The sequence below is a fragment of the Ilyobacter polytropus DSM 2926 genome (genome assembly GCF_000165505.1).
GTDB classification, from domain to species: Bacteria; Fusobacteriota; Fusobacteriia; order Fusobacteriales; family Fusobacteriaceae; genus Ilyobacter; species Ilyobacter polytropus.
This window is the reverse complement of record NC_014632.1, coordinates 209,846-223,408: the sequence shown is the minus strand read 5'-3', so window position 1 is coordinate 223,408 and position 13,563 is coordinate 209,846. Positions and strand designations below refer to the sequence as shown.

Sequence of the window (13,563 nt, the reverse complement as noted above, 5' to 3'; positions counted from 1 at the left end):
ACATTTATATATTGATATCATATTCTTTTGTCTGTCATGGACATTCAAAACTATATAGTAGATTTAGGTTAAGACTTCGACATATTAGTATTGGTCAGCTAAAAACCTCACGGTCCTTACACCCCCAACCTATCAACCTCCTAGTCTCGAAGGTGTCTTAGTTCATATAGAACAGAGTACTTATCTCAAAGCTGGCTTCCCGCTTAGATGCTTTCAGCGGTTATCCGTTCCAAACGTGACTACCCAGCTGTGCCACTGGCGTGACAACTGGTACATCAGAGGTTTGTCCATCCCGGTCCTCTCGTACTAAGGACAGATCTTTTCAATACTCTTGCGCCTGCAGTGGATAGGGACCGAACTGTCTCACGACGTTCTGAACCCAGCTCACGTACCGCTTTAATGGGCGAACAGCCCAACCCTTGGGACCTTCTCCAGCCCCAGGATGCGATGAGCCGACATCGAGGTGCCAAACTTTGCCGTCGATATGGACTCTCGGGCAAAATCAGCCTGTTATCCCCAGAGTAGCTTTTATCCGTTGAGCGACGACCCTTCCATTCGGAATCGCCGGATCACTATGTCCTGCTTTCGCACCTGCTCGACCTGTCAGTCTCGCAGTCAAGCTCCCTTATGCCATTGCACTCTTCGGTTGATTTCCATCCAACCTGAGGGAACCTTTGAACGCCTCCGTTACTCTTTCGGAGGCGACCGCCCCAGTCAAACTGCCCACCTAGCACTGTCTCCATGCGTACAAAGCACAGATTAGAATTTCAAAATTACGTGGTTGGTATTCCACCAGCGACTCACACACAGCTAGCGCCATGCCTTCATAGTCTCCCAACTATCCTATACACGTAATGCCAAAACCCAATACCAAGCTACAGTAAAGCTTCATGGGGTCTTTCCGTCCTACTGCAGGTAACCGGTATCTTCACCGGTAGTACAATTTCACCAGGCCTCCCGCCAAGACAGCTCTCAAGTCATTACACCATTCGTGCAGGTCGGAACTTACCCGACAAGGAATTTCGCTACCTTAGGACCGTTATAGTTACGGCCGCCGTTCACCGGGGCTTCAATTCGGAGCTCTCACTCCTCCTCTTAACCTTCCGGCACTGGGCAGGTGTCAGCCCATATACATCGCCTTTCAGCTTAGCATAGACCTGTGTTTTTGCTAAACAGTTGCTTGAGACTCTTCACTGCGGCCACCAATCGCTTTAGTTCGCTTGTAACTATCACAATCAGTGGCACCCCTTCTCCCGAAGTTACGGGGCCATTTTGCAGAGTTCCTTAGCGAGAGTTAGCCTGTACGCCTTAGGTTTCTCACCCTGAACACCTGTGTCGGTTTCGGGTACGGGCGGTTATAATTTAACGTTTAGAAGTTTTTCTCGGCAGCGTGGGATTTGCACCTTCGTCCGAAGACTCCGCGTAACACCTCAGATATAACCTGGCGGATTTTCCTACCAAGTCACCCTACATGCTTGCACATGGACAACCGTCGCCATGCGCGCATACCCTTCTGCGTCCCTCCATCACAAACTATAACCGGCGCAGGAATATTAACCTGCTTTCCATTCGCCTACGCAATCTAGCCTCGGCTTAGGTCCCGGCTTACCCAGGGAAGACAAACTTTACCCTGGAACCCTTGTTCTTCCGGCGAGGGGGATTCTCGCCCCCTTTCTCGCTACTCATTCCTGCATTCTCACTTCTGATACCTCCAGGGTCCCTTATCAGTTCCCCTTCAACGGCCTACAGAACGCTCTCCTACCAATCCAACTTAAAAGTTGAATTCCACGACTTCGGTTTATAGCTTAGCCCCGTTACATTGTCGGCGCAGAGACTCTCGACCAGTGAGCTATTACGCACTCTTTAAAGGTATGGCTGCTTCTAAGCCAACCTCCTGGTTGTTACAGAATCTCCACCTCCTTTCCCACTTAGCTATAATTAGGGACCTTAGTCGGTGGTCTGGGCTGTTTCCCTTTTGACCATGGATCTTAGTACCCATAGTCTCACTCCTAAGCTCTAGAACTATGGTATTCGGAGTTTGATTGATTTCGGTAAGCGGTACGCCCCCTAGACCATTCAGTGCTCTACCCCCATAGTTGAACGCTTAAGGCTGCACCTAAATGCATTTCGGAGAGAACGAGCTATCTCCTGGTTCGATTGGCTTTTCACCCCTATACCTACCTCATCCCCCGGCTTTTCAACGACGGTGGGTTCGGACCTCCACTGTGTCTTACCACAGCTTCATCCTGGACAGGCATAGATCACCAGGTTTCGCGTCTACGACCAGCGACTGTATCGCCCTATTCAGACTCGGTTTCCCTACGGCTCCGTTATACTTAACCTTGCCACTGATCGTAACTCGCAGGATCATTCTCCAAAAGGCACGCCATCAGTCCGAAGACCTCTGACCGCTTGTAAGCACACGGTTTCAGGTTCTATTTCACTCCCCTCCCGGGGTTCTTTTCACCTTTCCCTCACGGTACTATTCACTATCGGTTAACAAGAGTATTTAGCCTTACGAGATATGGTCCTCGCAGATTCACACAGGGTTTCACGTGTCCCGTGCTACTCGGGAGAGAACACACAACTTAAAGAGTTTACCTGTACGGGGCTATCACCCGCTACGGCGGAACTTTCCAATTCCTTCCAGTTACGTCTTTAAAATTGCCGGATACCTTGTAGTTCTCCAGGCGTTCTTCCCACTACCCCAATACAGCAACGGCTACATCCTTGACACTGTATTGGTTTAGGCTCATCCCCGTTCGCTCGCCGCTACTTAGGGAATCGTTTTTACTTTATTTTCCTCGGGTTACTTAGATGTTTCAGTTCACCCACTTACCTCTTTCGCGCTAGATCTTCAATCTAGCAGGTTGCCCCATTGGGAAATCTGCGGATCAATGCTCAATTGCAGCTAACCACAGCTTATCGCAGCTTATCACGTCCTTCATCGGCTCTTGTTACCTAGGCATTCTCCGTGTGCCCTTAATATCTTAACCTAAATTGTTCATCAGCTAACTCTCTTTCTTGACAATTTTTACTTCGAATGAAATAAATCCATTCTCGAAAATTTCGTCAGAAAAAAAATTTTATGTTGATTTCTCTACTATATAGTTTCCAATGTCCATCTCAGTAATTATTCAAACCTTTACAGGAAAGAACAATACCAAATAAATAGAGAAGGTCGTCTGTGCTCCTTAGAAAGGAGGTGATCCATCCGCACGTTCCCGTACGGATACCTTGTTACGACTTCACCCCAATCGCTAATCACACCTTAGGAACATCCCTCCCGTAAACGGGTTAGGCCTGCTACTTCAGGTGCAACCAACTCTCGTGGTGTGACGGGCGGTGTGTACAAGACCCGAGAACGTATTCACCGCGACATTGCTGATTCGCGATTACTAGCGATTCCAACTTCACGCAGTCGAGTTGCAGACTGCGATCTGAACTAAGAACAACTTTCTGAGATTGGCTCCCCCTCGCGGGATCGCGACCCTCTGTATTGTCCATTGTAGCACGTGTGTAGCCCAGCCCATAAGGGGCATGATGACTTGACGTCATCCCCACCTTCCTCCTGCTCGTCGCAGGCAGTCTCGCATGAGTCCCCAACTTAATGATGGTAACATACGATAGGGGTTGCGCTCGTTGCGGGACTTAACCCAACATCTCACGACACGAGCTGACGACAGCCATGCACCACCTGTCACCAAGTTCCTCCGAAAAGGCACCTAAGCATCTCTGCCTAGTTCTTGGGATGTCAAGGGCTGGTAAGGTTCCTCGCGTTGCGTCGAATTAAACCACATGCTCCACCGCTTGTGCGGGTCCCCGTCAATTCCTTTGAGTTTCATACTTGCGTACGTACTCCCCAGGCGGATCACTTATCGCGTTAGCTTGAGCACGGAGGTTCGACCCCCCACACTTAGTGATCATCGTTTACGGCGTGGACTACCGGGGTATCTAATCCCGTTTGCTCCCCACGCTTTCGCGCTTTAGCGTCAGTATTCATCCAGTGAGCTGGCTTCCCCATCGGCATTCCTACAAATATCTACGAATTTCACCTCTACACTTGTAGTTCCGCCCACCTCTCTGATACTCTAGCCTTCCAGTTTCCAACGCAATACGGAGTTGAGCCCCGCATTTTCACATCAGACTTAAAAGGCCGCCTAGACGCGCTTTACGCCCAATAATTCCGGATAACGCTTGCGACATACGTATTACCGCGGCTGCTGGCACGTATTTAGCCGTCGCTTCTTCTGGTGGTACCGTCACTTTCTTCTTCCCACCTGAAAGCACTTTACGATCCGAAGACCTTCATCGTGCACACAGAATTGCTGGATCAGACTTTTAGTCCATTGTCCAATATTCCCCACTGCTGCCTCCCGTAGGAGTAAGGGCCGTGTCTCAGTCCCCTTGTGGCCGATCACCCTCTCAGGCCGGCTACCCATCATCGTCTTGGTAGGCCATTACCCTACCAACTAACTAATGGGACGCAAAGCTCTCCTCTAGCGCATATAGCCTTTCATAGTTCCGCGATGCCGCAGTTCCATAATATCCGGTATTAGCTGTCGTTTCCAACAGTTGTCCCAGTCTAGAGGGCAAGTTCTTTACGCGTTACTCACCCGTCCGCCACCGTACTATCACCCGAAGGTGAATTCCAGTCGACTTGCATGTGTTAAGCATTCTGTCAGCGTTCATCCTGAGCCAGGATCAAACTCTTCATTCAAAAAGTTTATTTAAATCTCTTGCGAGATTATTAACACCTAACTGTGTCCAAACCTTGTTTGGACTTCTTTGTCATCTATGATGACGATTTTGACTTCCTTCTCTATTTAATTGCTAATGTCCTTTTGTTTTCCAAATCTCCAGCTGACTTGCCACCTGAAGTTTCGTCTGTCCTTTTCTCTCGCGGACAAGAAATATAATAACATATCTGCAAAGGGGCGTCAATAGTTTTTTAATCTTTTTTTAACATTTTTTATTTCAATCCTTTATAACCTAGATATTTATTCTTTTAAAGCTAATTTTATAACATGTTTTTAATAAAAACCTCTTATGAATAAATTCCAAAAAATTAAAAAACCACAGAAAATTCTGTGGTCATAGTTATATCTAAAAAAGGTAGTAAAATAAGCCGGGTTTTGTCTGAGTTAATCATTTATCTAGGTCTATAATTACTTATCGACTCTAGCAGCTTACCCTGAGAGTGGACGAGCAGCCCATATTCTCTCCTATTTAGCCTTGCTCCAGAGGGGGTTTACCAAGCTTTCTTAATCTCTTAAGAAACTGGTGGTCTCTTACACCACCTTTTCACCCTTACCAGCAAGTGGCGGTCTATTTTCTGTGGCACTTTCCTTAAGGTTTCCCTCAGCAGCCGTTAACTGCCCTCTCTGCCCTGCGGAGCCCGGACTTTCCTCTCCCTGTTTTCACAGGCAGCGATTAACCTTACTACCTATTTTTAATAATTTTAGAAAAAAACTCTCGTACTTTTTTATTTTTTCCTACAAAAACACCTATCCCAAGAAAAACAAGAAACAAAAATACTCCGTTTAAATTCCCTCTTTTGGAAAATTTTTCTTTTTGAATTTCTTTATCTTCTCCCATTCTTTTAAAAATGTCTTCTAGGCTATTCAAGAGTTCTAAGGTATATTTTTCATTTTCTCCTTCGGTAATAAGGTTTCCCAAATTCCCAAGAACATTTTCTAGCTCCTCTTGATAGGAGCTTATATCTATGTCCTGACTGAAACTCAGTTTTACATTTAAATGTTCATTATCTACTTTTACCATATCGATTATAACACTTTTTTCAAGTACTTTCAATTGTGTATTTTCCCCTGCCTTATATGTATTAATATACAAGTCAAGTTCACTGTTTTTAGATATTTCTTCCATTTTTGTTTCTATTCTTTTTGTCTCTTCATCTGAAAAAGAACCTAGATTATCAGTGATTTGAGAAAAACTAACCACAGATAAAATCAAAATAAATAAAACTAATATTTTTTTACGCATCAAGCATCTCCTTATCTATATTTAAAAATTGGTTTTTCATTCATAATATAAGTTTCAACATCTGTAAGTTCAATAAGTTCACGGACAACTAAACGGTTAAAAAAATGCTCACTCTCATAATGACCCAGGTCAATTAAGTTCAGTCCTTCTTCTGCTGCATCTAAAGCCTCATGGTATTTTATATCTCCAGTAACAAAAACATCAACGCCTAGTTTTTTTATTTTTTTAAAAAAACTCATTCCAGAACCGTTTACAACTGCCACTTTTTTTACTGACTTTTCCTCATTTTCTGCTACTATTCTGAGATTTTCTATTGATAACTTTTCTTTTACGAGGTTGACGTACTCTTTAAATAAAACTGGCTTTTCAAGAGAAAATACTCTTCCTATTCCCCCCTTTAGATATCTGTTTTCCACAGAAAAAATTTCATAAGGAACTTGGTCATAGGGATGTATCTTTCTTATTTCATTTAAAAGCTGAAACATCTTTCCCTTTTCCCCTATAACCTCAACCTTTATATTATCGACAGTATGTGCATTGTCTTCTCCTGATATTCTGTATCTTTCTATACATTCGGTAGAATAAGACACATCATCATAACCTTCCAGTGAAACCCCTGTTTCCTGGACTTTTTTTAATACCTCTTTATGATTTTCCTTCGGGACATATACAGCAAGTTTATAGACATCACGGTAGTTTTCAGCTATAATTTTAGATTCCCTAGCACCTATAATTTCGGCTACATATTTGTTCAGTCCATTTTCAGCCGAATCTAAATTTGTATGCATCGAATACAATGCTATATCATTTTTTATAAGTTTCATTATTTTTTTTCCAAGTAGAGTAGAATCATTTATTGCTTTTAATGGTGAAAATATAAGAGGGTGATGAGTTATTATGAGGTCTGCATTATTTTTGACGGCCTCTTCTATCACTTTTTCTGTAGCATCTAGCGATATCTGTATTTTTTTTATATCTTTGTTTTTTTCACCTACTAATAGTCCCACATTATCCCAAGATTCTGCTATATCTTTAGGAAAAGCCTTTTCCAATTTCTTTGTTATTTCAGAAAGCCTCACTAGCCCCACATCCTCTCATTAGCACATTTTAGCTTGAGTATTGCCCTTTCCTTTAAAAACTTAACTTTCTCAACTGAAACACCCATTATTTTGGATATCTCTTTGAACCCTAATCTTTTATTGTCATCAAGACCATAATACATTTCCACTACCTTTTGCTCTTCAGGAGATATTTTTCTCATTAAATTTGATATTTTACTTCTCTCTTCTAGAAGATTAAGTTCCTTATCTATCTGATCAACTGTGTTAAAGTCACCTAGATCTGGTTCATTGCCATCTGCAAATCCGCCTACACCTATTTCAGATGCTTCTTTCATTTTTTCAACTTCCTCTAATGACAAATTCAATGCCTCAGATATTTCTTGATAGCTGGGTTTCTTGTTATTTCTTTCCATAAAATCATCTTCAAATATTCTTATTTTTTTATTCATAAGATAGACATAACTAGGTATTTTTATTGCATTTATTCTATTCGCTATAGAGTTTATTATCTCCCTTTTTATCCACCATACAGAATAAGATGTGAAACTATGACCCTTAGAAAGATCATATTTATCAATGGCAGCTATAAGTCCTATTGTTCCGTCTTGTATAAGGTCAATGTAATTAACACCTGATTTGGAATATTTCATAGCAATCTTAGCGACTAGTTTCAAGTTAGAAGTTACAAGCATCTCACGTGCCTCTTCATCACCATCCTGAGCTTTTTTTACTATATCTTTTTCTTTTTCTTTTGGTATCGGAGTATACAGTGAGATATCATGAAAATACTGTTCTAATATCTCTTCACTATAATAACCGTCTCCTATATTATCTTCATAATTTTCTTCATTCTCCTGTATTTCTATATTCTCTTTAAAAATAAGGTCAATAAGGTCCTGAAAATCCTTCTCTTCGCTGCACTCTTGGCATACAAACTCTTCAAAATCCTTCTGAAGAAGTACCTTTTCTTTAATTTTTTTCTTTAATTTTTTTATATTTAAAGACATTTTCCAACTCCTTGAAGCAATATTTTTTATTATACACCTATAATAATTTGAGAACAAATAAAAATTAGGAGTTAAAACTCCTAATTTTTTTTTACATTTTAAAATCTTCCAATTTTTTTCTTCTGCTTGGGTGTCTTAGTTTCCTAAGAGCCTTTACCTCTATCTGTCTGATTCTTTCTCTAGTAACTTTAAATATTTTACCGACTTCCTCAAGTGTTCTAGGACATCCGTCATCTAAACCATATCTAAATCTTAAGACTTTTTCCTCTCTCTCACTTAAACTCTGAAGTACATCGTCTAGTTGTTCTTTCAAAAGATTTCTATTTGTTTGCTCGTAAGGGCTGAGCATTTTGTTATCTTCTACAAAGTCACCTAACTCACTATCTTCCTCACTTCCAACTGGAGTTTCTAAGGATATCGGATCTTGATTCATCTCAAGTATAGCCTTTATTTTTTCAGATTCCATTCCCAATCTTTCAGCAAGAACCTCTGGTGTTGCATCTTTTCCTGTCTCCTGAAGGTATATTCTGCTTTCCTTTTTTATCTTGTTTATCGTCTCTATCATATGCACCGGTATTCTTATAGTTCTTCCTTGATCCGCTATCGCTCTAGTTATAGCTTGTCTTATCCACCAAGTTGCATAAGTCGAGAATTTATATCCTTTGGTATATTCAAATTTTTCAACAGCCTTCATCAATCCTATGTTTCCCTCTTGAATAAGGTCTAACAATTTCAGTCCCCTGTTTGTGTGCTTTTTTGCTATACTTACAACAAGTCTCAAGTTGGCTTCTACCAACTGTTGGGTTGCCCATTCATCACCTTCGGCAGAATTCTTTGCATGCTCGATCTCCTGCTTATGAGTAAGTAATGGTACCTGTCCGATCTCCCTTAGATACATCTTAATAGGTTCGTCTACATCTACTCCGGAACTTATTGTCATAAGCTTTTCTGGAGATAACTCTTCCTCAGTTACTTCTTCTATTTCCGCAGGGTTAAAATCTCCCTCTACTTTTTTTACTTTTTTATTTGTCTCTACTTGTTCTGAATCCAGTTTCTCGTCTACTTTTACTGCAACTTTAGGAGTAGCAGCTTTCACAGAGGTTTTTCCATCCTTATCTTCAGACTTTACTTTTTCAAGTTCCTCTCTCCTGATGATTTTTATACCCTGATCTATCATTCCGTTTATAAGGAATTCTATTTTATCAACTGGAAAATCATCTTGTAGCGCTTCATTTACTTCCTCAAAAGTTATAACTTTCTCCTCTATTGACTTTCTTATCAAAGCACGCGCCTTCTCATTCCTAATAAAGTCTTTCATTACTTTAAGTGCCTCCTCTATATATTAAAAGTTTTGAATTCACGATAAAGATTTTTTAATTCTTCAAGATCAGTGTCTGTTTTTTCTATGTTGTCACTTATTTTTCTTATTTTAAAAAAAGAAACTATATCTCCGTGTATCTTATATTTTTCAAGAGTCTCTTTTATTTCTCTTCTGAACCAACCTAGATATACCTCTTTAAAATCTTTAAAAAGTTTTTTTTCATCTGAATACTCAATGCTTGATGCAGCAATCTCTATAATTTGCTTTTTTTCCTCCTCTTCAAAAGAATCACTATTTAAAATCATCTTTACACCATTTCCAGACGTGTGATCCTCACTAAAAAAGACAATGATTTTATGAAAAAGGTTACTTTTTATTTTTTTTTCTTGAAAATAAGAATAATATTCCGGTTTTGTTAATATTATTTTCAGTGTATCCATTTCCAGTTTGTCTATTATCTCGCTTCGTTTTTCACCGAAATCTTTTTGTTTATAAATTTCACTTTTTATTTTCTTTTTACTTTTTTTATTATTGATAATAAGAATATCATTTAAAAGTTCTTTATCAATTTCTAGTGACTTTGATAGTTTGTCTATATAGAGACTTTTTTCCAGATCAGTTTCCACTGATTGAAAAAAACTTTTAAATCTATCAACAAAATTTTGTTTGGCCATCAAGTTTGTCAGATCATATTCTTTGGAATAAAACTCGTATAAGTAATCAAATATTTCCTTTGATTCTTTTACAGATTTCAAAAATTCATTTTTACCATATTTTTTCAAGAATTCATCAGGATCTTTGGCATTTTCAAGTTCTAATACCCTTATATTGAATCCGTGGGACTTTAGAATTATTCCCGATTTCTCAGCAGCAACTCTACCTGCATTATCCATATCAAAAGCTAGTATAACATTAGATGTATATCTTTTCAGTAATTTTGCCTGATCTTCTGTAAAAGCTGTCCCTAACGAGGCAACTGTTACGTCAAATCCAAAGGAATGAGCTGAAAGTACATCCATATATCCTTCCATAACTATTGAATAAGCTTTTCTTCTTATTATATTTCCTTTTTCTTTTATCCCGTATAAGTTTTGTCCCTTGTGAAAAACAGGGCTTTCCGGTGAATTAATATATTTAGGTATATCTTTTCTGTCTTCTAAGCTTCTTCCACCGAAAGCGATTACACTCCCTGATGGAGAATATATCGGAAACATGATTCTGTCTCTGAAGGCATCATAGTGTCCTTTTTCACCCTCTTTCACCAATCCAAGTGTCACTATGTCGTTTAATTCGTGACCTTTATTCAAAAGGTAGTCATAGAGGTTGCTCCATCCCCTAGGGGCAAATCCGATTTTATTTTCAGATATAAAATCAGGTTTGAACTTTCTTTTTGATAGGTACTCCAAGGCATCTCTGCCTTCATTGGAAAATATTTTTTCACAAAAATATTCAAGTGCGTCATTTAAAATTTCATAATACTTTTTATTGGTGTCTCTTAATACATCATACCCCTTTACAGGCTTCACTTTGATCTTGTACTTTTCAGAAAGATCCTTAATTGCCTGTCCAAATGGGACTTTGTTGTAATCTGAGTAAAATTTTATAGAATTACCGCCAGCTCCACAAACAAAACATTTACATATATTTTTCGAAGGACTGACTACAAATGAGGGGTTGTTGTCTTTATGAAATGGGCATAGTCCTTTAAAATTAGCTCCTGATCTCTTTAGATCTACATATTCCCCGACTACTTCAACTATATTTAATTCTTCGATCAATTTGTCTACATCTTCGGAATTATATCTCATTACTCTCCCCGTCATTTTTTCAAATACATAACTTTATAAACTTCAATAAAATCAAAGTCGGTACTTTATATTATAATATATTTTTTATATTTTATCAATGATTCCCTATTTATTTTTGAGTATATTTGTAAAGAAAAAATAGGTTTTTTATGTTCTATAAAAGTTTTTAAAGTCTGATTTAATTTCAAAAAGATTTAAAATAAAAAAGTTTCGCTGTATTAGCGAAACTTTTAATCAATTTTTAAAAAAATATATCTTTTAAATTAATTCAAAAAAATTTTAAATAAGATCTTCTTTAAACGAAAAGTGGCACTAAAACAAGAGAAACAATCGACATCAGTTTAATCAAAATATTAAGAGATGGTCCTGATGTATCTTTGAAAGGATCTCCCACAGTATCTCCAACTACCGCTGCTTTATGTCTGTTAGAGCCTTTTCCGTCTCCTTTGTATCCACTTTCGATCTGTTTCTTTGCATTATCCCATGCTCCTCCGGCATTTGCCATCATTACAGCCATAAGAATTCCTGTCACCAAAGCCCCAGCCAATAGTCCACCCAAAGCCTCAGTTGACCACATTCCTACAATTACAGGAGCAAGTACTGCAAGTACTCCAGGAATTACCATCTCTCTAAGAGATGAACGTGTAGATATTTCTACACACCTTTTATAGTCCGGTTTTGTTGTTTTATCCATTATTCCCGGGATCTCTTTAAACTGTCTTCTTACTTCTGCAACCATTTCCATAGCAGCTTTTCCGACTGCCGTCATTGTAAGAGCTGAGAAAAGGAATGTCAGCATTCCTCCTATAAATAACCCCACTATAACCTTAGGATTAGTAACATCTATTACAAGATCTGCACCAGATTTTAACTCAACAGCTTCCTTATAAGCCGCAAATAGAGAGAGAGCTGTCAAAGCAGCAGAACCTATTGCAAAACCTTTTCCCACTGCTGCAGTTGAGTTTCCCACTGCATCTAACTGGTCAGTACATTCTCTTACCTCTGGTGGAAGTTCAGACATTTCGGCTATTCCACCTGCATTGTCTGCTATGGGCCCATAGGCGTCTACTGCTACTACCATTCCTGTAGTTGCAAGCATACCAACTGCCGCTATAGCTATACCATACAAACCTGCAAAACTGTGAGCCACTATTATAGCTAATGATATTATAATAAGCGGTGCCACAGTAGATTCCATTCCTACAGCCAGTCCTTCTATTATTGTTGTCGCAGCACCTGTTTCCGCAGCATCTGCTATTCTATTTACAGCCTTTCTTCCTGTGTCAGTATAGACACCTGTGAAAAATGCTATCACCAGACCAGCTACAAGACCTGCAACAATTGCCCAGAACACTCCCATAGGAAGACCTAAAAACTTAACTATCATAAAGGCGGCTATTGTTGCCAAAAGACCTGCTATTCTAGTTCCATTTTCAAGTTTATGATATACCTCTTTAGGGTCATCTGTTTTTACTGTAAGAGTTGCTATTATAGAGGCTAATATTCCAAATGATGCCACTAGTATAGGGGCTACCATATAACCATGCATATCTGTGGTTGCTGCCATTGTGGCTCCTAATGCCATCGTTGCTATTATAGAACCTATATACGACTCAAAAAGGTCGGCTCCCATTCCTGCCACATCACCAACGTTGTCTCCTACGTTATCAGCAATTGTTGCGGGATTTCTAGGATCATCTTCTGGGATTCCAGCTTCCACCTTACCAACTAGGTCAGCTCCCACATCTGCGGCCTTTGTATATATTCCTCCACCAACTCTTGCAAACAGAGCTATCGAAGAAGCACCCATACCAAATCCTGTTATAACTCCCATATCCCAGTTAAAAACCAGTGTTAGTACAGACACACCTATTAATCCAAGTCCAACTACTGCAAGTCCCATTACTGCTCCACCTGCAAACGCTACATCCAAAGCCTTTGCGAGGCCTCCCTCTTTTGCTGCAATAGCAGTTCTTCCGTTGGCTTTCGTCGCTACTCGCATTCCCAAATTTCCAGCAACAGCAGAAGTAAAAGCACCTAATATAAATGTAGCTGCCACCCCTATACTCAGAAAAGTCGATAAAAGTATTGCCACTCCTCCGACAAACCATACAAGAATTTTGTACTCTGCTGTCAGAAATGCCATGGCACCTTCACGTATTGCCTCTGTTATCTCAGCAACCTTTTCATTACCAATTTCATATTTCAGAACCTTTTGAGAGTAGAAGAATGATGCAACCAAAGCCAAAAGCCCACCTGTGATTCCAATGTAGATAAATTGCTCCATCTGTTTTGTCCTCCTTAGTTAAGTAATTTGTATATCCTTTGTTATAAAATTACCTTGGTATTGCATTACAATATAT

The 13,563-nt window shown here is 39.6% G+C and carries 6 protein-coding genes, 2 rRNA genes and 1 other RNA gene; all 9 read right to left on the bottom strand.

What is annotated here, in order from left to right:
* Window positions 1-64 precede the first annotated feature (64 nt).
* Window positions 65-2,996, bottom strand: a 23S ribosomal RNA gene (locus ILYOP_RS01050).
* A 202-nt stretch (window positions 2,997-3,198) separates the two neighbouring features.
* A 16S ribosomal RNA gene (locus ILYOP_RS01045) occupies window positions 3,199-4,720 on the bottom strand.
* Together the 16S and 23S rRNA genes form the textbook arrangement of a ribosomal RNA operon.
* 388 nt (window positions 4,721-5,108) lie before the next feature.
* Window positions 5,109-5,449: RNase P RNA component class A (gene rnpB / locus ILYOP_RS15220), an RNA gene on the bottom strand.
* A complete protein-coding gene (locus ILYOP_RS01040; protein WP_013386651.1) occupies window positions 5,443-6,003 on the bottom strand; it encodes a hypothetical protein in 561 nt (186 codons plus the stop codon). Before ILYOP_RS01040 ends, rnpB begins: the two co-directional genes overlap by 7 nt.
* A gap of 11 nt (window positions 6,004-6,014) precedes the next feature.
* A complete protein-coding gene (locus tag ILYOP_RS01035) occupies window positions 6,015-7,082 on the bottom strand; it encodes a Nif3-like dinuclear metal center hexameric protein (RefSeq protein WP_013386650.1) in 1,068 nt (355 codons plus the stop codon).
* Window positions 7,082-8,071, bottom strand: coding sequence for a sigma-70 family RNA polymerase sigma factor (locus ILYOP_RS01030; RefSeq protein ID WP_013386649.1), 990 nt, complete (start codon window positions 8,069-8,071; stop codon window positions 7,082-7,084). Before ILYOP_RS01030 ends, ILYOP_RS01035 begins: the two co-directional genes overlap by 1 nt.
* Before the next feature lie 91 nt (window positions 8,072-8,162).
* Window positions 8,163-9,389: an RNA polymerase sigma factor RpoD gene (gene rpoD / locus ILYOP_RS01025; protein WP_013386648.1), complete on the bottom strand. Its 1,227-nt coding sequence runs from the start codon at window positions 9,387-9,389 to the stop codon at window positions 8,163-8,165.
* Window positions 9,390-9,406: 17 nt separating this feature from the next.
* Window positions 9,407-11,200, bottom strand: a complete 1,794-nt coding sequence (gene dnaG, locus ILYOP_RS01020; RefSeq protein ID WP_013386647.1) for a DNA primase — start codon at window positions 11,198-11,200, stop codon at window positions 9,407-9,409.
* Between the two features lie 295 nt (window positions 11,201-11,495).
* Window positions 11,496-13,487: a sodium-translocating pyrophosphatase gene (locus tag ILYOP_RS01015; protein WP_013386646.1), complete on the bottom strand. Its 1,992-nt coding sequence runs from the start codon at window positions 13,485-13,487 to the stop codon at window positions 11,496-11,498.
* Between the last annotated feature and the right edge of the window lie 76 nt (window positions 13,488-13,563).